This is a genomic window from Acinetobacter sp. 12966 (assembly GCF_031196995.1).
GTDB lineage: Bacteria > Pseudomonadota > Gammaproteobacteria > Pseudomonadales > Moraxellaceae > Acinetobacter > Acinetobacter geminorum.
Map to the genome: position 1 here is coordinate 14,086 of NZ_JAVIMC010000010.1, position 21,368 is coordinate 35,453.

General features: G+C 38.8%; 17 protein-coding genes. 6 read left to right on the forward strand and 11 right to left on the reverse strand.

Annotation, left to right across the window (positions count from 1 at the left end; translation table 11 throughout):
• Positions 1–46 precede the first annotated feature (46 nt).
• The gene (locus RFW85_RS01740) at positions 47–2,071 is read right to left on the reverse strand and encodes an NADPH-dependent 2,4-dienoyl-CoA reductase (RefSeq protein ID WP_170248749.1); all 2,025 of its coding nucleotides are present in this window, start codon (positions 2,069–2,071) and stop codon (positions 47–49) included.
• Positions 2,072–2,207: 136 nt separating this feature from the next.
• Here RFW85_RS01740 and RFW85_RS01745 point away from each other — a divergent pair, with 136 nt between their 5' ends.
• Both RFW85_RS01745 and RFW85_RS01750 read left to right on the forward strand, forming a co-directional pair.
• Positions 2,208–2,768: a PadR family transcriptional regulator gene (locus RFW85_RS01745; RefSeq protein WP_213034441.1), complete on the forward strand. Its 561-nt coding sequence runs from the start codon at positions 2,208–2,210 to the stop codon at positions 2,766–2,768.
• Positions 2,769–2,770: 2 nt separating this feature from the next.
• On the forward strand, positions 2,771–3,688 hold the full coding sequence (locus RFW85_RS01750) for an alpha/beta fold hydrolase (RefSeq protein WP_086265563.1): 918 nt from the start codon (positions 2,771–2,773) through the stop codon (positions 3,686–3,688).
• Positions 3,689–3,736: 48 nt separating this feature from the next.
• Here the strand turns inward: RFW85_RS01750 and RFW85_RS01755 are convergent, their stop codons facing one another.
• The 6 genes from RFW85_RS01755 to argC all read right to left on the reverse strand — a co-directional run bounded on the left by RFW85_RS01755 (position 3,737) and on the right by argC (position 10,183).
• A complete protein-coding gene (locus tag RFW85_RS01755) occupies positions 3,737–4,792 on the reverse strand; it encodes a 3-deoxy-7-phosphoheptulonate synthase (protein WP_086265564.1) in 1,056 nt (351 codons plus the stop codon).
• A gap of 426 nt (positions 4,793–5,218) precedes the next feature.
• Positions 5,219–5,581, reverse strand: a complete 363-nt coding sequence (locus RFW85_RS01760; RefSeq protein ID WP_086265565.1) for a YnfA family protein — start codon at positions 5,579–5,581, stop codon at positions 5,219–5,221.
• A gap of 3 nt (positions 5,582–5,584) precedes the next feature.
• The gene (gene clpA, locus RFW85_RS01765; RefSeq protein WP_032036333.1) at positions 5,585–7,861 is read right to left on the reverse strand and encodes an ATP-dependent Clp protease ATP-binding subunit ClpA; all 2,277 of its coding nucleotides are present in this window, start codon (positions 7,859–7,861) and stop codon (positions 5,585–5,587) included.
• 9 nt (positions 7,862–7,870) lie between these two features.
• Complete coding sequence (clpS, locus tag RFW85_RS01770) at positions 7,871–8,284, reverse strand: ATP-dependent Clp protease adapter ClpS (RefSeq protein ID WP_002121129.1); 414 nt, start codon at positions 8,282–8,284, stop codon at positions 7,871–7,873.
• 9 nt (positions 8,285–8,293) lie between these two features.
• The gene (locus RFW85_RS01775; RefSeq protein WP_108010783.1) at positions 8,294–9,052 is read right to left on the reverse strand and encodes a DUF6776 family protein; all 759 of its coding nucleotides are present in this window, start codon (positions 9,050–9,052) and stop codon (positions 8,294–8,296) included.
• Between the two features lie 75 nt (positions 9,053–9,127).
• Positions 9,128–10,183: an N-acetyl-gamma-glutamyl-phosphate reductase gene (argC, locus tag RFW85_RS01780; RefSeq protein ID WP_309171111.1), complete on the reverse strand. Its 1,056-nt coding sequence runs from the start codon at positions 10,181–10,183 to the stop codon at positions 9,128–9,130.
• 184 nt (positions 10,184–10,367) lie between these two features.
• Between argC and RFW85_RS01785 the strand changes: the two genes are divergently transcribed.
• A complete protein-coding gene (locus RFW85_RS01785) occupies positions 10,368–11,888 on the forward strand; it encodes a hypothetical protein (protein WP_170248747.1) in 1,521 nt (506 codons plus the stop codon).
• On the opposite strand, the gene RFW85_RS01790 is transcribed toward RFW85_RS01785, so the two are convergent.
• A complete protein-coding gene (locus RFW85_RS01790; protein WP_170248746.1) occupies positions 11,885–12,565 on the reverse strand; it encodes a SprT family zinc-dependent metalloprotease in 681 nt (226 codons plus the stop codon). The genes RFW85_RS01785 and RFW85_RS01790 overlap by 4 nt on opposite strands.
• On the reverse strand, positions 12,565–13,236 hold the full coding sequence (gene rpiA, locus RFW85_RS01795; protein ID WP_170248745.1) for a ribose-5-phosphate isomerase RpiA: 672 nt from the start codon (positions 13,234–13,236) through the stop codon (positions 12,565–12,567). Before rpiA ends, RFW85_RS01790 begins: the two co-directional genes overlap by 1 nt.
• Positions 13,237–13,337: 101 nt before the next feature.
• Between rpiA and ilvA the strand changes: the two genes are divergently transcribed.
• From ilvA to RFW85_RS01810, 3 genes are all read left to right on the forward strand, one after another.
• A complete protein-coding gene (ilvA, locus tag RFW85_RS01800; RefSeq protein WP_170248744.1) occupies positions 13,338–14,885 on the forward strand; it encodes a threonine ammonia-lyase, biosynthetic in 1,548 nt (515 codons plus the stop codon).
• A 143-nt stretch (positions 14,886–15,028) separates the two neighbouring features.
• On the forward strand, positions 15,029–15,679 hold the full coding sequence (locus tag RFW85_RS01805) for a TrkA family potassium uptake protein (RefSeq protein WP_033847250.1): 651 nt from the start codon (positions 15,029–15,031) through the stop codon (positions 15,677–15,679).
• Positions 15,680–15,697: 18 nt separating this feature from the next.
• Entirely contained in the window at positions 15,698–17,035 is a 1,338-nt protein-coding gene (locus tag RFW85_RS01810) for a TrkH family potassium uptake protein (protein WP_086265572.1), read from the forward strand.
• Positions 17,036–17,073: 38 nt separating this feature from the next.
• Here RFW85_RS01810 and RFW85_RS01815 read toward each other — a convergent pair whose 3' ends face one another.
• Positions 17,074–18,225, reverse strand: a complete 1,152-nt coding sequence (locus tag RFW85_RS01815) for a phospholipase A (protein WP_068557099.1) — start codon at positions 18,223–18,225, stop codon at positions 17,074–17,076.
• Positions 18,226–18,245: 20 nt separating this feature from the next.
• Positions 18,246–21,185: an insulinase family protein gene (locus RFW85_RS01820; protein WP_216076554.1), complete on the reverse strand. Its 2,940-nt coding sequence runs from the start codon at positions 21,183–21,185 to the stop codon at positions 18,246–18,248.
• Between the last annotated feature and the right edge of the window lie 183 nt (positions 21,186–21,368).

Below are 21,368 nucleotides of genomic sequence, written 5' to 3' on the forward strand. Positions count from 1 at the left end.
CAAAGAAGTAATGGGCATTTCTCTTTAAAAAAATGCCCATAAAAATTTATAGTGTCGCTGCTAATTCAGCACCTTGGCGTATTGCACGTTTTGCATCTAGTTCACCTGCCTCTTTAGCGCCACCAATTAAATGAACATTTTTTCCATCTGTTTTTAATTGATCATACATTGCGGTAAATGACTCTTGGCCTGCGCAAATCACCACATTATCAACCTCAAGTACACTTGGTTTCCCATCCACAGTAATATGTAAACCTTGATCGTCTACCTTGTTGTATTGCACACCTGCAAACATTTTGACCTGACGATTTTTTAGTCCTGTGCGATGAATCCAGCCTGTTGTTTTACCTAAACCAGCACCTACAGCAGCAGTTTTACGTTGTAGTAAATAGATTTCTCGTTCAGAGGCCTCAACTTTTGGCTGTTTTAAACCGCCTACATGTTCATATTGAGTATCGATTCCCCATTCTTCATAAAACTTTTCTGGATTTAAGCTGCCACTTTCACCTTCATGAGTAAGATATTCAGCTGTGTCGAAACCAATACCACCCGCTCCAATAATGGCAACACGTTGTCCTACTGGCACACGCTCTTTTAAAACCTGTAAATAGCTCAGTACTTTAGGATGATCAATTCCCTCAAACTGTAATTGACGAGGCGTTACACCTGTTGCAACCACAATTTCATCAAAATTTGCTTGACTTAATTCTTCATAAGTTGCTTGATGATTTAACACAAGTTCAATATTTGGTCGCAATTCAATTTGACGACTAAAGTAACGTAAAGTTTCGTAGAACTCTTCTTTTCCAGGCACCGTTTTTGCAATATTAAACTGACCACCAATTTGATGACTTGCTTCAAAAATTTTAACTTGATGCCCGCGATCAGCTGCATATACCGCAAAACTTAAACCTGCCGGACCCGCGCCAATAACAGCGATATTCTTTTTAACCTGAGCTTCTTTAAAGATCAGTTCAGTTTCATAACATGCACGCGGGTTTACTAAACAAGTTGCAATTTTCATTGAGAAAATATGATCTAAACAAGCTTGGTTGCACCCAATACACGTATTAATTTCATCACTCCGGCCTTGACTTGCCTTCAAGACAAACTCAGCATCAGCTAACATTGGTCGTGCCATAGACACCATATCAGCATGACCAGATGCCAACACATGCTCAGCCATTTCAGGCGTATTAATTCGGTTAGAAGTAATTAAAGGAATAGAGACTTCACCTTTAAGTTTTTCAGTCACCCAAGTAAATGCAGCACGTGGAACTTTGGTCGCAATTGTTGGAATACGTGCCTCATGCCAGCCAATACCTGTATTGATAATTGTTGCACCCGCTTTTTCAATTTCTTTTGCAAGCTGAATCACTTCATCAAAACTTGAACCGCCTTCAACTAAATCAAGCATGGATAGACGATAAATAATGATAAAGTTTTCACCCACTAATTCACGCGTACGCTTTACAATTTCAATTGGAAAGCGTATACGATTTTCGTAACTACCGCCCCATTCATCATCACGATGATTCGTACGAGCTGCAATAAACTCATTAATTAAATAACCTTCGGAGCCCATAATTTCTACACCATCATAGCCCGCATATTGAGCAAGTTTGGCACAGTTGGCAAAGTCATCAATGGTTTGTTGTACTTCCGCAGAGCTTAAAGCTTTAGGCTTAATCGGGTTAATCGGTGCTTGAATTGCTGAAGGTGCAACGTTATTTGCCTGATAAGAATAACGACCCGTATGTAAAATCTGCATAGCAATTTTACCCCCAGCTTCATGAACAGCTTGGGTAATTACTTTATGTTTTTCAGCTTCTTCAATTGTATCTAGTTTGGTTCCGTGGCTAAAGACAACACCATCATCATTTGGAGAAACACCACCAGTTACAATCAGCCCCACATCACCTTTTGCACGCTCAGCATAAAACGCAGCCATGCGCTCATATCCTTGTGGTGCTTCTTCTAAGCCAATGTGCATAGACCCCATAAGCACACGGTTTTTTAAAGTAGTAAAGCCTAAATCAAGTGGCTTTAATAAATGTGGATAAGCTGACATATTTTCTCCTATGGCTAGCAATAAGCATTGCTAATGCAACTTGTTGCATAAATTTATAATCAAATTTTGACTTTTATGCAACATGTTGCATAATCTCATGAGTCACACTTTACTTTTGCTTACAAACTGGATTGCCATGTCACTTCCTCATGTTTTATTGACCAGCTTGCTTGAACGTCCAAGTACAGGGTTTGAACTCGCCCGCCGCTTTGACCGATCAATGGGCTTTTTCTGGAATGCCACTCACCAGCAAATTTATCGTGAACTCAATAACATGCTGAAAAAAGGCTGGGTTTCCACTTTAGAAAATGAAATGGATAATGGTCGTAAAAAAACCTATCAGGTCGAACAACTGGGTCGTATAGAACTGGCTTCATGGATGACGCAACAAAGTGAACCTGCGCAGCTTCGTGATGATTTGATGGTTAGATTGCGTGCAGAAGCACAATTGAGCAATAATCAGATATTACCTGAACTGTTAAGGCATCTTGGTTTACACCACGAGAAGCTCAAACTTTATCAAAGTATTTATGATAAAGATTTTAAAGACAGTGATGATCTAAATGACCGTGTGTTATACATCCATAAAATGATCTTAGAACTTGGAATTACGATGGAAAGTGAATGGATCAAATGGTTGGAACAAGTCATCCCTCAATTAAAACGCTTTGCCCAAGATAACCCATCTGGAGAATAGCCATGCCGTATTACACCATGCCCGATCAGGAAAATTTATTTGTACGCCGTGTTGGTCGTGGTGAGCCTGTTTTGGTTTTATCTGGCCTTGGCATGCAAAGTTGGCAGTGGCTACCGTTTATTTATGCAAACCGCAAAGAATATGAATTTATTATTCCAGACTGGCGTGGTTTCGGTGGTTCAAAGAATTGTGCAATTCCCGAACAAGATGCTATTTCTAGCCATTGGCAAGATGTTGCTCATTTAATAGATCAATTAAAACTTAATAACTTTATCTTGATGGGCTATTCAATGGGCGCAACGACCGCCATGCATGGTATGAAACATGCGCAACTGGCACAACAGTTAAAAGCCTATTTACATATTGATCAGACACCGAAAATATCAGTAGATTCGACTTGGGAATATGGTTTATTCGGCCCTCTTCACACCCAGTTCAAACAATTATTAAATGATATTTATCAATTATTGTTAAAGCATAAAAACGCAAAATATCTTTATGAGCTCTCACTTCCAGATCGACAAGAACTAGTCCGTCTATGGGTAGATTTTATTGAATTGCAAAGTAGCAATCCTTTTAGTCCGCTAGTTTTTAAAACAGCTTTAAAACAGCCTTTTTTACAAAAATATTTATTACCTATTCAACGATTGGATTACTTGTTTTGGTATGTTGAAAATTATCTTTATCACAATGAAGATTATCGAGAAGCAATTCAGCAGTTAGCATGTCCTACCACCTTCTTTATTGGTCGCAATTCTACACTTTATCCAGAAACTGGTCAGACGCTGATTGCACATAGTGTCGAGCATGCAAAAGCCATATATTTTGAACGTTCAGGCCATACACCTTTATTAACCGAGCCTAAAAAGTTTGGACATGAAATCAATACATTCCTATCCGAACTCAAACATGCTTCTTAAAAAATAAAGGGATCTATTTATAGATCCCTTTTTAAAATCTAAAAATAATTAAGCGGAATGAGCTAATTCTTTTGTCTTTAATTGCTTAGAAACATTTAATAAAAGCTGCTCTGTTTTTTCCCATCCTAAACAACCATCAGTTACTGACTGGCCATAAGTCATATCACAAGAAATCTTTTGGTTACCATCAACCAAATGACTTTCAATCATGACACCTCGAACTTGTGTTTTTAAACGTTCAGCAACGATTTGCTGTAAAACTTCTGGCTGACGCAACGGATCTTTCCCACTGTTACCATGACTACAATCAATCACCAGTGCAGGTAGATTTTGTTTGTGTTTTTCTCGTATCGCCTGAATTGAAGCTAAATCGTAATTTGGCCCATGATTTGCACCACGCAAGATCAAGTGCGGTAATGGATTCCCAGCACTTTGAATCACTGAAGGCAAGCCTTGTTGATTCATTCCTAAAAATTGATGTTCATTTTGCGCGGACTGAATCGCATCTAATGCAATCTGAATTGAGCCATCAGTACCATTCTTGAAACCAATACTGTATGGCATATGACTTGAGATTTCACGGTGAATCTGAGATTCGCTTGTGCGAGCACCAATTGCACCCCAAGCCAATAAATCATCAAAATAGCCAGTTGCCATAGGACTTAAAATTTCACTCGCAATTGGCAAACCCTTTTCAATGATTTGTAGGTAGAGTTCACGAGACTTTTCTAAACCAAGTTGTAAATTTGATGAACCATCTAAATTTGGATCATACATGAACCCCTTCCAACCCACTGTCGTACGTGGTTTTTCAATGTATGTACGCATCACGATAAAAATCTGATCTTTAACTTTTTCTTGTAATTTTTGCAGTTTTTCAGCGTACTCAAGTACTGCAACTGGATCATGAATTGAACAAGGCCCTGTAATTACCATTAGACGATGATCGTTGCCGTTAAGAATATTTTGAATAATTTGGCGGTGTTCGGCAATTTGACGTGCGAAAGAGTATGCAAGCGGGTATTTCGCTTTTAACTGGATAGGTAAACTAACTGGTGTTTCTTTTGTATTGGTTTGAGTCAGTAAAGTATTTAGGGCATTCATTGGTTTTTTCCTTGGGACTGCAATCTACTCAGTCCGATCATTTATTTGAGCGTTTTGGATCTATTCGTTGGTAAAGGTAAGCAAAAGTAAAACCAATAAAAGTTGCTAAAGTATGAATAAGTCATGTTGTTCATTTTAAGTTCCTCGATTCTAAAAAGATAAAGCATAAAAAAACCTGATCGGGGTTGCCGATCAGGTATTAACTGTGATGGGCAACTTTCTCATGCCCGAATACGCTCAGGCAACTATCTAAATTGCCAAAAGTAATAGTAAGCGTTAGTGTTCACAGATTGATTTAACATCTTTATCTCAAATATTAAAAAATGTTCCTTAAATCTAAAATACGCATTGTTGATGAGTTTGACAAGTCTTTTTTTTGAAAAAAACTTCTTATTTTTCTCGCTTACGATTTGATTCAATGATGCATTAACGAATCAACCCTTGAGGTTGCAAAATAATTAAACCAGCTCCACAAAGCACAATTAGACCACCTAATATATCCCATCTTGTTAATCCCACCTGGTCAACAAAGCGTAGCCACATAAGCGCAGTAAAAATATAGATACCACCATAGGCCGCATAAATGCGTCCAGAAGCTGCCGGATGTAAAGTCAACAGCCATACAAAGACCGCCAAGCTTAAAATAGTAGGTAGCCATAACCAAGCCGACTTCCCTTCTTTTAAAATCAGATAAGGAAAATAACAACCAAGAATTTCAGCAATTGCCGTGATAATAAATAACCCGAATACGCTCAGTATTCGGGTTATAGTAAAACTCTCAATTAACATAACTTATGCTGGTTCTGCCGTATGATGATCTTCAAATACTTCAAGTTTTAAGCCGACAGCTTTGCCATCTTCTTTTTTCACCGATACAGCCACATTACCACCATGATCTGCAAGTTCACCAAACAGAATCATTTCAGCGAGTGGTTTCTTCAAGTGCTCTTGAATGAGACGTTGCATTGGACGAGCACCCATCAAACGGTCATAACCATTTGTAGCCAACCAATCTCTCGCACTTTGATCAACATCAAGAACAACTTGTTTTTCATCCAATTGCGCTTGTAATTCTGTTAAGAATTTGTCGACTACAGACTCAATCACAGTAGTTGGTAATGCTTTGAATTGAATAACACCATCTAGACGGTTACGGAACTCTGGAGAGAAAGCACGTTTCATCGCTTCTTGGTTATCAGAACTATGATCTTGTTCAGTGAAACCAATACTCGCGCGAGAAATACTTTCCGCGCCAATATTCGTAGTCAAAACAATAATCACATTTCTAAAATCTGACTTGCGTCCATTGTTATCCGTTAAAGCGCCATGATCCATGATTTGTAGCAATAGATTAAACACATCTGGATGTGCTTTCTCAATTTCATCAAGCAACAAGACACAATGCGGATTTTTATGGATCGCATCAGTGAGCAAACCACCTTGGTCATAACCCACATACCCTGGAGGTGCCCCAATTAAACGTGAAACTGCATGACGTTCCATATATTCAGACATATCGAAACGTACAAGCTCTACACCTAATAATTTAGCGAGCTGCTTAGTAACCTCGGTTTTACCTACACCTGTTGGACCAGCAAAAACAAAACTACCCACTGGTTTATCTGGTGACTTCAATCCAGCACGAGATAACTTGATCGCTGAACCTAATGCAGTAATTGCTTCGTCTTGACCAAAAACCACACGTTTTAAATCACGCTCAAGATTTTCAAGCACTGACTTATCGTCTTTAGACACAGTTTTTGGTGGAATACGAGCAATCTTAGAAACGATATCTTCGATATTCTCAACAGTAATCAAGCTATCATCAGTTTCAGCTTTCAAACGGCGTTGAGCACCTGCTTCATCGATGACATCAATTGCCTTATCTGGCAAGAAACGATCATTAATAAATTTAGCAGAAAGCTCTACAGCGGATACCAAAGCCTTATCGTCATATTGCACGTGGTGGAAATCTTCAAACTTAGTTTTCAATCCACGTAAAATATCAATCGTTTCAGCAATACTTGGCTCATTGACATCAATCTTTTGGAAACGACGTGATAACGCATGGTCTTTTTCAAAAACCTGACGATATTCTTGGAAAGTCGTTGAACCAATACAGCGTAAAGTACCATTAGCTAAAGCTGGCTTAATAAGATTTGACGCATCCATTGTGCTGCCCATACTTGAGCCTGCACCAATGATCATATGAATCTCATCAATGAATAAAATCGCATTTGGATTTTTCTTCAATGCATTAAGCAATTGTTTTAAACGTTTTTCAAAGTCACCACGATATTTAGTTCCAGCAACCAATGCACCAATATCTAAACTATAGATCTCAGCCTGACTTAAAGGTTTAGGTGCTTTACCGTTCACAATTAACCATGCCAAACCTTCAGCAATCGAAGTTTTACCCACACCTGGATCACCTACAAGCAATGGATTGTTTTTACGACGGCGGCATAGAATTTGTGCTGTACGCTCAATTTCTTTTTCACGACCAATTAGTGGGTCAGTTTTGCCTTTTTGCGCTTCAACATTTAGGTTCAGTGTATAAAGCTCTAATGGCCCTGCATTGCTTGCGCTAGTTTCACCCTCAATATCCTCAACCTCTTCTTCAACTTGTACTTCGTCTTTACGTGTCCCATGAGACAAGTATTGAGTCAATGTCAAACGATTGATTTGATGACGTTTAAGTAAATACACAGCAAAAGAATCACGCTCTGAATACATTGCGACCAAAACATCTGCACCTTCAACAGTACGATCGCCGCCACTTGATTGCACGTGGAAAATAGCACGTTGCAAAATGCGGTCAAAACTTTCTGTTGGATGAGGAGCTTGCTCGCTATTTTCGCCAAGCTTAGGAGTATGTTGTTCTACATATTCTTCTAATTCTTTACGCAAAGAAACTATATCAGCCCCACATGCTTTTAATGCATTCACGGCTGAATCGTTGTCGAGTAGTGCTAATAATAAGTGTTCGACTGTAAGAAACTCATGTCTCTTTTGACGAGCCATGCTAACAGCCAAACGTAATGATACTTCTAATTGACGACTGAGCATGTAACCCCCTTATGCTTTAGGCTCAATCTGGCAAAGTAATGGATGACCTTGCGATCGAGCGTAATTATTAACAAGGTTTGCCTTAGTTTCCGCGATGTCTCTTGGATAGACTCCGGCAATACCTTTACCTTCATAGTGTACTGTTAGCATTACTTGAGTTGCTTGGTCAAGATTCATTGCAAAGTATTGTTGTAAAATTTCAATTACAAAGTCCATTGGAGTGTAATCGTCATTCATTAATACGACTGCATATAATGGGGGACGCTTGAGTTCAGGAGGAGCTGTTTGTACAACAACTTCACCATCATGATCTTCGTTTTGCGAATCACTTAAGCGTGGGTGGAAGTGCCAATCGACATAGCCAGACTGCTGGAAAGAAGCCTTGATATCTTTTAAGTTTGTTTGACGCTTATTTGTTCGCATAGGATGTTACTATTGTGAATTTGCTTCAGCTTGAGGAATTTCTGCCACGAAAGCAGAAGATGTTTCGACAGGTTTACCACGCTGCCAACTAAAACGTTTAATGACAGGTGTATCAGAGCTACCTGTTAAACGCACTTCAATAAATTGAGGCGTGAAACCTTTAGGCATTGTCCAACGACCTGTTAAACGCTCAAAGTCAGTAAAGTTAAAGTTCTTCGCTTCAAGCGGCACGACTAAAACTTCACTATCTTTGATCAATCTGATTTCAACCGATCCCAAAGCACGACGCTTACTTGGACTAACTTGGACTAAATCTAACTGATATTCATAAGCATTTTCAGGCAAGGGCTTAATTGCCAGATTTTGAATCGTTAAGCTTAAACCACCGCGCTGTCTCAAAATCTCACGATAGATATTACTCATACCCTCTTGCTGAGTCTTATCGGCGTTTGCTTGATTAAGTGCCTCAAACAGATCATTTGCATTGGTCACAGCCACATCACGCTCTTGCACTGCTGCATTAAGGCTTTTGTTAACTGCGTCTAAAGCTGTTTTTTGCTTTTGCACCACTTCAACCAATTGCTCCGCATCTGCATCGTAACCAACAACAGTTAAACCTTGACGGTGTCCAATTGTATAGCCGAGCGCAAAACAACCACTCATTAAAATGGCAGCACCAATAAACAAAGGCTTGTTGGTGTTTAAAAAATTTTTCTTTTGCAACGAACTTTCTACTGAAGTCGTCTGTCCAGAGTTTTGCATCGTCATCTCAGTGTTCAAGATCAGAGTCAAGACACACATTTAAATCGAAATTTAAATGTGTGTGAAGCAAAAAAGAGTTTTTTATGGTAATAAACCAATCCCTTGTAAGCCTTCATCTTCATTAAAGCCAAACATAAGGTTCATATTTTGTACAGCCTGACCAGATGCACCTTTTACAAGGTTATCTTGAGCCGCCAAAATAATCAGTTTATTTGGTTGTGGTTTATACAAAGCAATACGAAGCTCGTTTGCACCGCGTACACTACGTGTTTCAGGTGAACTATTCGCAGGCATCACATCTACGAATTTTTCATTAGCATAGAAGTTTTCATATAAAGCTTGTAAGTCTGCCTGCTTACCCGCTTCCGTTAAGTCTACATAAATTGTACTTAACATACCGCGAATCATCGGTACTAAATGCGGAACAAACAAGAGTCCTTCAAACCCACCTTTTTGTTCTGCAATCTTTTCTAGTGCTTCTACAATTTCCGGATGATGACGATGTCCTGCAACACCATATGCTTTAAAGTTATCTGCATTTTCACTGTAAATCATGCCTAAGCTTGCTTTACGGCCAGCACCAGAAACACCAGATTTCGCATCAATAATAATATTTTTTGTTTCAATCAGTGCTTGTGCTGATTTTAACAGTGGCGCTAAACCTAATTGAACAGTCGTCGGATAGCACCCAGGGTTACCAATCACTTGAGCTTGTTTAATTTTTTCGCGGTTTAACTCAGTTAGACCATATACAGAATCTTTTAATACATCTGGGCAAGCATGCTCCATGCCATACCATTTTTCAAACTGTTCAAGATCTTGTAAGCGAAAGTCTGCTGCTAAATCAATAACTTTAGTTCCAGCTGCGATCAAATCTTTGGCATGCTGCATCGCAACACCATGTGGAGTTGCAAAAAATACAACATCACACTCTTTTAATGCATCAATGTTTAAATCTGAAAATTGAAGATCTGTATGTCCACGTAAATTAGGGAACATATCTGCAACTGGTTTGCCCGCTTCTGTACGTGAAGTAAGAACTCGAACCTGCGCTTTAGGATGTCGTAATAAAATACGTAATAGTTCAACGCCTGTATAACCCGTTCCACCAACAATTCCGACAGAAATCACGTGCATTACCTCAATTTTTGAATCTATACTTGGGCAGTAGTATGACAGGATGTCCAAGCTTACAAAACCATTTCATGCTTGGTAATTTTAATTTTTTTAATTTTAACGACAATCAGATAGCACATACTGAACTGTCATAATCACATAAATATCAGCAAATAAATACCAGATTAATTTTTGGAGAGCTAGGATGCTTCAACAATCAAAAGAAAGAAAATTACGTAACTACCTTGACTTGAGCACATTAATTTTAAGTGTAGCCCTTACTGGTTGCGGAGGTGGAGGTAGTAGTAGTGGCAGCTCACCAAGTACTCCGGCACCCGTGGATCCTACACCTGAAGCAACAACTGATGTTACTTTAAAAACCCCTGTAGAAATGCGTAATATCCAGCTTAAAGTATATGACAACACCAACAATGCTGTTTTAGTGGGTACTTCAATTGCGAGTTTAAACAGCTTTAATGTCAAAATTCCTACTGCAAAATTGAATCGTTTATATCGCGTAGAAATTACAACTCAAAGCTCATCTCAAGTGTTTGACCCAATTACTTCACAATATCAAAATTTGTCAGGTATTTATCATGCATTTATTACACCAAATACGGTAAGTAACAGAACCCAATTCATCAGCCCAAGCAGTGAAGCGGTTTATCAACGAGCTGTCATACGTTCGGGACAACTTCCTCAAGAAACGGTTGACCCAACCCGTATTGAACAATTACATGTTGATTTAGCAGCTCAAGATGTCTACAAATCGTTAATGAACGCATTTAAAGACTCAGCTATTCCCAGTTTAAGCCCAGCTAATACATTAACAATTTTAAATTTACAGCAGTATTCAACCAAACAACCTATCACATATGTGGATAGCTACCTTAGCTTTGGCTATTTAAAATATTGGGCAATGGCTCATGGCGGAACAAACATTTACCAAGAACTCGTTAAAAGTTTAGCAACTGATTTGAAAGATGGATTTTTGGATGGTAAAAAACTTCATGGAGATCAAACATCCTTCACCCCTATTTTTACTGCTGCCCCCGATAATATTGATCCAATCAAAAATACACTGTTAGATATTGCAGCTAATCAAAAAGTAACGCGCGATTACTTTGGAACCAACCTAAAAGCATCTACTTTGCAATTAGCTACAGATAATTCACAACAGTCTTTAGATCAAACAGGTTATAATCTACTGGACAAGAAACAATATTCAGGAATTGTTCCTACCGTAAATTCCACTACCTTCATTCGCATTGACGGTGCTGGAGATTACCGTAGAGCTGTTGGATTTACCACCACAGCGACGTGTAATGGAGCAAACTATCCATGCAAGCAAGGCTTGACCAGCATTAACCTATCAGATCCAAACCTACCAGCTACAGACTATTTAGTGGGTCACTATGAAGACACCTCAACTGGATGTCAGCTTAATTTTCGCGCGAACGGTCAAATCGACTTAAGTAAAGGTTCACAAATTTATCGTGCTGCTTTAAGTGCTGATAGTACCGATAATTTATTGCAAACAGATGCTGCTAGTTCAAGTTATTTACTCAATTCAAGTTCAGCCGAACCAAATAACACGACGCAACAATACAACTTTATCCAATTGTCTATTAAAGCAAATAAGATCATTAGTGCTACAGCAGGTTTAGATAGCCGAAAAGCACCCGATAGCTTACAAACACCTCAACTAGAATGTAGCTTTAGTTAAGCTGAAACATACCACCATGCAGGCAATGGATTTGATTTAAGTTGTCTGCGGTGTTTTTGAAAATATGGATCGTATTTTTCGACTTCTGCCCAAAATGCAGGACTATGGTCAAAATGTTTGGTATGCGCCAATTCATGAATAGCCACATAGCGAGCAATTTGATGCGACATCAGCACCAATCCCGCATGTAGCATAATATTATGCTGGCTACTACAACTTCCCCACCGAGTTTTCGGGCGGCGAATTGTACACTCCCTATAAGCCAAATGAGTGTGCTCACTTAATTCTTTCAAAAACTCTGGTAATTCTTGTTTCGCATAGGAAATAACTGCGTTTTGCAATGCCAAATAAGGCTGTGTATCTTTAATAAATAAAGAGTTGTTTTCCCAGTCGAATTGAAAAACACGATGCTGCTTTTGAACAATCACTTGAAATGGCTGTTCTTTATTAAAGAAATAAATTTCAGAAGGAATATCAATGGACGCCGATTGGACGTTTTGTTGTTTATTCCACGTTTCGGTTAACCATTGTTCAGATTGCGCTAAAAAATGCTGAATTTGCTTCTTACTACAAAATAGCGGAACAGTAAGTCGTATAGACGCAGGCTCAACACGTAAGCGCAATTTTCGTGCTCTTACGTGTCGAACGATTTTAATCTCTGGCATTTCCACAGACATTACTGTGCTGTACGCTCTTCAATACCATTATTTGTCGCAACAATTGCGATCGTTGCTGGATTTAACGCAAAAATACCGTTAGTCACAACACCTGGTATATTATTGATGGTCTTTTCCAAATCAATTGCGTTTAAGATGTTCAAATTAAATACATCTAAAATAACATTACCATTATCTGTAACTACACCTTCACGATAAACCGGATCACCACCTAAACTGACCAATTTACGGGCTACAGCTGAACGCGCCATTGGAATCACTTCTACTGGAAGTGGAAAATCACGTCCAAGTTGATCAACCCATTTTGAATCATCAACAATACACACAAATTTCTTAGCGATTGATGCAACGATTTTCTCACGTGTTAATGCAGCACCACCACCTTTAATCATATGCATATGGCGATCAATCTCATCTGCACCATCAACATAGGCATCTAGGCTACCTACATGGTTCATATCAACCACTTCAATACCAAGTTTTTTAAGACGATCAGCTGTTGCTTGAGAACTTGCCACAGCTGCTTCTAATTGTAATTCAGGTAATAAATCAATTAGAAAGTTTACGGTACTTCCAGTCCCAACACCCAAAATGCCACCTTTGGGTAAGTGTTTTAAAGCAGCTTTCGCAGCTGCTTGTTTCTTTTCATCTTGGGTTCCATATAGGCTCATTACATCACTCAACTATTTTTTGACATTTATGCGCCAATAAACGGCGCAAATGCACAAGGGTTTGCTACAATAATTTCCTATTTTAAACTGTAATAGGGAAGATGAACATGCTGTCTCGTGTGGTACGACAAATTTTACAAGCAACGGTTTATGATGTTGCAATTGAAACACCTCTCGAAGCAGCTCCACGAATTAGTCAAAAATTAAACAATACAATTCGTTTTAAGCGTGAAGATTTACAACCCGTTTTTTCTTTTAAATTACGCGGTGCCTATAACCGTATTAGTCAATTACCAAAAGAACAACTTGAACGCGGAGTAATTTGCGCCTCTGCTGGTAACCATGCTCAAGGCGTAGCTTTGTCAGGTCAAAGACTAGGAATTCCCGCTATTATTGTTATGCCGAGCACAACACCTGACATTAAAGTTCAGGCTGTTAAACGCTTAGGTGGCCAAGTTGTGTTACATGGCGATAGCTTTGATATCGCAAATAAATATGCTCAACAACGTGCTGAAGTTGAAGGTCTTGTATTTATTCCACCTTATGACGATGAACTTGTCATTGCAGGTCAAGGCACAATTGCCAATGAAATATTACGTCAATGGCGCGATGTAGAATACGTATTTGTTGCTGTAGGTGGTGGTGGCCTTATCTCAGGTGTAGCGGCTTACCTTGGTGAAGTTGCACCGCACGTAAAAGTTATTGGTGTTGAATATGAAGAGTCTGCTTGTTTAAAAGCAGCTTTAGAAGCAAATGAACGTGTAATTTTACCACATGTAGGCCTATTTGCAGATGGTACAGCTGTTGCACAAATTGGTGCTTTACCATTTGATATTATTCGTTTGCGCAAATCTGATAATTCAGGACCGATTGTTGATCCTGATATTGTCACTGTGAATACAGATGAAATCTGTGCAGCAATTAAAGACACATTTGATGAAAACCGCAGCATTGTTGAACCTTCTGGAGCAATGGCTTTAGCGGGTATCAAAAAATATATTCAAGAGCATAAAATCAGTAATAAAAATATGGTGTCGATTGTTTGCGGCGCCAATATGAATTTTGACCGCCTACGCTATATTGCCGAACGCACCGAGTTAGGTGAGCAACGTGAAGCGATTTATGCAGTTACCTTATCTGAAGAAAAAGGCGCATTCTTAGGCTTCTGTCGTGCTTTACAAGGTCGCAATATCACTGAGTTTAACTACCGCGCAAACAATACAGACGAAGCGCAAGTATTCGTCGGTATTAGTTTAAAAGGTGGAGATGCAGAGCGTCATGAAATTTTAGAGCAACTTAAACAGCAAAACTATGTAGTTGATGACCTTTCTGACGATGAAGTTGCAAAATTACATATTCGTTATTTAATTGGCGGTCACGCAAATCTAGATGATGAAAGATTGTTCCGTGTTGAATTCCCTGAACGTCCGGGTGCGCTCTTAACATTCTTAACTCGTTTAGGTCCAACCCACAACATTACCCTCTTCCATTACCGTAACCATGGTGCGGCAGAAGGACGTGTGTTAGTGGGCTTACAAGCAACTGATGCGAAACAAAATCCTGATGGATTGATTGAAACACTCGAGCAGATTAATTATCCGTATGCAGAAATTACTGATAACGTCGGCTATAAACGTTTCTTAAAATAATCTTTAGTTTTGATAAAAAGCCGACAAAGTTGTCGGCTTTTTTATACAATTCTTTTATATTTCTATCATCTTTACATTGCCGCTCTTTATCTTAAAGAAAATATCCTTAAAAATAATGATCTAACTCGGGAAAAAGGACCAACATGGCACAGTTCGCAGTCATTGGCTTAGGTAGTTTTGGAGCAACAGTTGCCCAAGAACTCACAAAATTAAATCATGATGTTATTGGCATCGATACGGTGAAAAAGAATGTTGAAAATCTTGCCGATGTTTTAACTCATGCCGTCATTGCTGATGCCACTGACGAACATGTGCTTGACGAACTGAATATACAAAATTGTGACGCAGTTGTAGTCGCAATTGGTGAAGATATTGAAGCCAGTATTTTGTGTGTGCTGAATTTAAAAAATCTGGGAATTGAGAAAATTTGGGTTAAAGCAAAGACCAAAGCTCATCACACCATTTTGTCGCACCTTAATATCAATAAGATTATTCATCCTGAAGAAGATATGGGGGTAAGAGTTGCTCAAGCTCTGAACTACCCTATGGTAAGCCGTTATATGTCTTTAGAAGATGATCATTACATTATCAAAATTGAGATCCCAGACAAACTTAATGGCATCAATTTATATGGCATTATGCAGCAAGCGCCTCAAGTCAAAACATTGCTCGTGAAAAGACAGCAACAGATTTTGTTTGAGACTGAAGAAAATTTCACTTTGCAAACACATGATATTCTTATTTTAGAAGGTCATCTACCTCAGTTAAAGAAACTTTCTAACTGCTTCATATAAGAAAACGAACTCTAGAATATGTCTATATATCCCAAGCCCCATAAAACGTTAAATTTAAGCCCGCCTTCACTTTTAGCGTTAGGTTTTTTAGGCTTCATTATCTTTGGTACTTTATTGCTTAAACTGCCATTTGCCAATACAGGCAATGTCAGTTGGATGGATGCGCTGTTTACAGCCACTTCAGCAGTAACAATTACGGGTTTATCTGTTTTAAATATTCATGAGTCTTTTACCCTGTTTGGGCAAACTATTATTTTATTACTAATCCAATCTGGCGGTTTGGGGTTTATGACTTTTGCGATATTGGCGGCATTAAGCTTGTCTCCTAAAGTCGGTCTTAAACAGCAAATGATGGCTCAAGATAGTCTCGGACAAACGAGTCTATCAAAAGTTACTTTTGTTGCTAAAGGAGTTGTTACCTACACCCTTATTTTTGAACTGATTGGTACAATTATTCTCACGACTGCTTTTACACCAATATACGGGTTTGCACGTGGTTTATATTATGCAGTTTTTTACAGCATTTCCTCATTCAACAATGCTGGTTTTTCATTGTTTTCAAATAGCTTAATGAATTTTCAAAGCAACTATATTATTTGTATAACAATTAGCATTCTTTACACTATAGGTGGTCTTGGTTTTTTAGTGCTCATGGATATTAAACAAAACAAAAAATGGAAAAAACTAACACCAAATAGCAAGCTTATTCTTATCACTATTGCAATTATTAACCTAGTCGCTTTTATTTTAATATGGGCTTTAGAAGCTCAAAATCCGGCAACTTTAGGGATGTTAAACTCAGGAGAACAAGCATTAAATGCTTGGTTTCAAGCAACAGTTCCACGATCTTCAGGCTTTAATACCATTGATACGGGTGCAATGACCAACAGTAGTTCCTTACTGATGATGTTACTGATGTTTATTGGTGGTGGTTCACTGAGTACAGCTGGTGGAATCAAAGTTGGAACCTTTGTCATTTTAGTACTTAGTGTAATTTCATTTTTACGCCGTACAGATGAAATTAGAATATTTAACCACTCTGTATCTCATGAAACGACCTATAAAGCATTAGCGGTAACTGCTATTACGAGCATCCTCATCTTCATGGGCTTCTTTATTCTTTTGCTTTTAGAGCCTAAAGCAGATTTTATGAATTTGCTTTTTGAGGTTGTTTCAGCAGCATGTACAGTAGGTCTTTCTCGTGGAATCACACCAGATTTACATAATGGTAGTTTATTCATTTTAAGCTTACTCATGTTTGCTGGACGGCTTGGCCCTTTAACACTCGCCTATTTAATCGCTACTCCGAAAAAGAGTCGACTCAAACATCCTCAAGCCAATATTCAAATTGGATAATAAAAAAGCCGCTTTAAAAGCGGCTTTTTTATAGGTTTTTAGTACCAATTCAGGAGTGATACACCCAAACCAGCATAAGTTGCTCGATGGTTATAATCAATCAAGCTTTCACCATAACCGTTAAACAATTGGAAATGTCCACGCAGCTTGCCACTAATCGGGAAAGCCCAGTCAAACTGAACAGCGCCATGAGAATCATCACCACCCTTCAACGAATGACGCAGCATTAGAGAGAAATCATTCTGCTTCCACTTATAAAACGCTGTTAAATCACCACGGCCGATGTAATCTTCCATATCCGGGTTATTATCATCTTTACTATCTTCTTCAAGACGAATCCATGGACGAAGCATTAAAGCAAAGTTACCCCGCTCCAATCCAACATTAAAGATGACACGGTTCCAGCTACGAGATAATGGATCTGAACGACCATTTGACTGATGGTTTAAGGTAACTCCAAGCAAACGCCCATCTAAACCAAGCAACTCGTAGTTCGTTCTAAACATTAAACTTGCTTCTGGCTCATAGTTCGTTTCACGAAATGGACGAGATTCTTCAGCATTAAACGTCTGCCAACGTGAAGATTGGGTATAACCCACCCACAAATCGCCATTATTTCCAAAAATATTTTCCCAAGCTTTCGTTTTCAAAGAAATCTGAAACTTACTTTCTGTTGATTTCAGATTCTGAGCATCCGTTACAGTATTATTTGGATTTGGACTACTTGGGAATTCATTCTTATCACTGGTCCAAAATACGGGTAATAAATAGACTGGCTGATAAGCACGAATATTCCAAACACCTAGCTTACTTTTTTCTGATAACTCCCAACGTTGATCCAACAAAGAAGTAGTAGGTTCAAGTGTAGGCGCTTTACCAATCACTTTAATATTACTAACCGTATCTACAACCTTCTCTTTCAATGTTGTTGGCTGAACAGCAGGCTGATCAATTTTTTTAACAGGCTCAGGTACTACCGCGGCTTGCACAACTGGTAGAGCTGCTGGTTTAAATACAGAGTCGTAACAAGCCAGACGATCAGCATTTGAAGCAAGAGCAACACATGCATCAACTGTCGCAGGGGTTACAGGTGCCAACGTGTCAGCATATGTCACAGACGCACATAAACAGCTAAGCACGATTCCCATGCTCAGCTGTAAAGATGTGCGTTCAAATTGTCTGAACGCCATGTTCATCTCCAATTTTTATTTTAATTAACTTGTTGAATGGTAAATCCTAACTGCTGCAATTCATCGCGTTTTGCAAATGGCGCAACTACAGCTTTTACAGGAGTTTGCTCTACTAAATATTGACGAGCAACACGTTTTAAATCATCCAATGTTACATGCAACAATCTTTCACGCAAAGTACGGCGGAAAGCTGGTGTTCTTGCATGCAACAATGCATAACATGCTGTAATCGCTTCACCTGCTGGAGAGCCTGGTTTATCCATACTTGCCACTAAACCAAGAATCGCCTCTTCAAGTTGATAAGGTTGTTGCTCTGTATTTAATAACCATTGCACGCTTGCTTCAAAGTCCTTAAAAGTCTCTGCTAAACGTGGATCGCGGTAGCTAAAGAAACGGAATGAGCAGGCATTTCCATCATAACTAGCACCGCCGCCATAAGCACCACCTTTTTCACGGATAGCACTGTGTAAGAATCCATTACGTAAATAAGCTGCCAATACCATTAATGGAGCTGCATCTGGATGCGACACTTCCACAGCCTGATATGCAGAAGCACAGAATTGAACATTTGCCTGAATTAACCACGCTTCATGGTTATTATCATTGGTTTGTTCTACTTGAGTTAACTCAGTTGTAGCTGGATTAACGTTCAATTTATCCCAAACATTCTGAATTTCTTCAACCAAACGTTCAGATTGATGTTCTTCACATACAAGTAAGAACTGTTTAGGTGCTTGCAACAACTTACTATGAATACGTTTTAATTCTGCAATCAGCTCATCGTAAGCGGCATCATCTTGGGTAATTTTAGTAACAAGCTCACCCAGCCAATTCAATGCACCTAAACCCGTGTTTTGATAGTCACGTTGAGCCAGGGCACTCATGTTACGAGAAGCAATCTGCATCGCATAGCTGTGACCTGAACCAGATAAACGAGATTGCCAACGTGTTTTACGTTGTTGCAGTAACTCGATAATTCGTTCTTTTTCATCAAATCGAAGCTGTTCAAATGCTAATTTTAATAAATGAATTGCATCAAATTTCTGAGTCAACGATTTAGTCGTTAAAGTCAGCCAAGCACTAATTTTATCTTTATCATCAACTTTACTACGTAAAGAAGCGCCCATTCCTAAACCACCACTTACAGCGGTTTGCAAGTTTTGTAGTTCAAGATAGTCATATTCGCCTGCACCTACTTCACCCATCAAAATAGAAAGCAAATTGAAGTAAGGTGACTTCACAATATCTTCAGGAATCTGAATGAGTACTTGTTGATAGTAAATGCCGTTAGTACCCGCATGATACAAGTTCAACGGCGTATCCATACGATTACAAATAATTTCACGTAACTGACCTTGCACAATATGTAAGTCAGCAGGTACATCTTCCAAACCTACTTTTGGCAATAACTCCAGATTATCAGGAGTATCTTGACGTTCCTCTAGGGCCTTGGTTTTAGCAATGATTTCAGCTTTATCAGCGTCTGTTAGCTTTTCACCGATAGCTGCTAAACGAGCTTTTTCCGCTTCCTGCTCTTTTACAGACTTGGTCGGATCTGGAACTAAAGTCATCTGTACGCGATGAGGGTTGTCGAGCAAATGTGTTTGAATCAGATTTGATAGCCACATTGGGTCTTTCAACTCTTCTTTAACCTGCGCAATTGCGCTGTCGACGTCCCAAATTTGAATTGGGTCATTATGGTGAATCGCACCACTTAAACCATTTAAAATTAGACTTAAACCATACGGTGTACCATCACCATTAATTTCACGTTGATGTAACTCGATTTGATGCAAAATTGCATCGACTAAATTACTATCAATTGGTTTAGCAGCAACATCACGCAGAATATTTAAAACACCATCTCTAAAGCTTTGAGCATGTTCAGGATTTGAACCTTGAACGCCACAGTAGAAAGTCATTTCAAAATTACTGTCATCTACGCCCATTAATGGACCTGTAGATTGAGCATAACCACAAGTTTCTAAGTAATGACGTAGTGGCGAAGCTGAATTTTCTAATAAAATCCCTTCAACTAAACGCATTCCTAAACGCAATTTAATGTCGTTTGCTTCTGGTAATAACCAAGATAGAACATGATAAGTTTTATCCTTTAAATCATCACTATCAACACCATAGTTTTCCGTTACTTCAATTGGCGCTGCTAAGCGCTTTTCGGGCTTAGAATATAGAGTTGTTCCCGCAGAAAATTTATGTAGGGCTAGTTTTTCAAATTGGTCTTGCAGCTCGTATGCTGTTTGATTACCAAAGGTCATGAATACAGCATTACTTGGGTGGTAATGTACCTTATAAAAATCGACTAACTGCTCATACGTTAAATCAGGAATATCTTTCGGGTCACCACCTGAGTTGTAATGATAGGTGGTTTCAGGGAATAAATGATGAGCCAACTGATGGTAAAGTTGGTCAGACGGTGCACTCATCGCACCTTTCATTTCATTAAAAACAACACCTTTATATACAGGTTGCCCATTTTCAAGTTCAATACGAATACCTTCTTGAGCAAAATCAAGTGGATTCAAATTAGCAGCAAATGCCGCATCCAGATAAACAGAGAGTAAGTTTTGGAAATCTTTTTTGTTTTGAGTAGCAAATGGATACGCAGTCCAATCTGCTGCTGTAAACGCGTTCATAAAAGTATTTAAAGAACGACGAATCATTAAAAAGAACGGATCACGTACCGGAAACTTTTCAGAGCCACACAAAGCCGTATGTTCTAAAATATGTGCCGTGCCTTTAGAGTCCATAGGCTGTGTTCTAAAAGCAACAAGAAATACATTTTCATCATAATCAGTTGCCAAGTGATAATGCACCGCACCTGTGACTTTATGCTTATATTCAGACACTAAAATATCTAATGCTTCTACATGGTGCTGACGTAGCAACTGAAACGCAGGGTGAACAGTTTGAGAAATGGTTTCAGTGACATCTACAGTCATGTGATCTCCTAACATATCGGATAAGTGAATAAGTCTCATTATAGCCTGAGTCAGCTTGAGATTGGCGAACAAAAACCAAGTAAAATACTATGTTTTTGTTGAGTATTAGTTTTCATTGGCATAGCTTTGATATCAAGCACATAGCGATGAATGTTTTATCCTACCAGAACAAAAGCTTTTAAT

Bases quoted from the DNA above. Each gene is read 5' to 3' on its own strand.
- clpS (WP_002121129.1), bottom strand. From the start codon at position 8,284: ATGCGAACAAATAAGCGTCAAACAAACTTAAAAGATATCAAGGCTTCT.
- RFW85_RS01760 (WP_086265565.1), bottom strand. From the start codon at position 5,581: ATGTTAATTGAGAGTTTTACTATAACCCGAATACTGAGCGTATTCGGG.
- clpA (WP_032036333.1), bottom strand. From the start codon at position 7,861: ATGCTCAGTCGTCAATTAGAAGTATCATTACGTTTGGCTGTTAGCATG.
- RFW85_RS01810 (WP_086265572.1), top strand. From the start codon at position 15,698: ATGTCTATATATCCCAAGCCCCATAAAACGTTAAATTTAAGCCCGCCT.
- RFW85_RS01740 (WP_170248749.1), bottom strand. From the start codon at position 2,071: ATGTCAGCTTATCCACATTTATTAAAGCCACTTGATTTAGGCTTTACT.
- argC (WP_309171111.1), bottom strand. From the start codon at position 10,183: ATGCACGTGATTTCTGTCGGAATTGTTGGTGGAACGGGTTATACAGGC.
- RFW85_RS01785 (WP_170248747.1), top strand. From the start codon at position 10,368: ATGCTTCAACAATCAAAAGAAAGAAAATTACGTAACTACCTTGACTTG.
- RFW85_RS01775 (WP_108010783.1), bottom strand. From the start codon at position 9,052: ATGACGATGCAAAACTCTGGACAGACGACTTCAGTAGAAAGTTCGTTG.
- RFW85_RS01820 (WP_216076554.1), bottom strand. From the start codon at position 21,185: ATGACTGTAGATGTCACTGAAACCATTTCTCAAACTGTTCACCCTGCG.
- RFW85_RS01755 (WP_086265564.1), bottom strand. From the start codon at position 4,792: ATGAATGCCCTAAATACTTTACTGACTCAAACCAATACAAAAGAAACA.
- RFW85_RS01745 (WP_213034441.1), top strand. From the start codon at position 2,208: ATGTCACTTCCTCATGTTTTATTGACCAGCTTGCTTGAACGTCCAAGT.
- RFW85_RS01815 (WP_068557099.1), bottom strand. From the start codon at position 18,225: ATGGCGTTCAGACAATTTGAACGCACATCTTTACAGCTGAGCATGGGA.
- RFW85_RS01805 (WP_033847250.1), top strand. From the start codon at position 15,029: ATGGCACAGTTCGCAGTCATTGGCTTAGGTAGTTTTGGAGCAACAGTT.
- RFW85_RS01790 (WP_170248746.1), bottom strand. From the start codon at position 12,565: ATGTCTGTGGAAATGCCAGAGATTAAAATCGTTCGACACGTAAGAGCA.
- rpiA (WP_170248745.1), bottom strand. From the start codon at position 13,236: ATGAGCCTATATGGAACCCAAGATGAAAAGAAACAAGCAGCTGCGAAA.
- RFW85_RS01750 (WP_086265563.1), top strand. From the start codon at position 2,771: ATGCCGTATTACACCATGCCCGATCAGGAAAATTTATTTGTACGCCGT.
- ilvA (WP_170248744.1), top strand. From the start codon at position 13,338: ATGAACATGCTGTCTCGTGTGGTACGACAAATTTTACAAGCAACGGTT.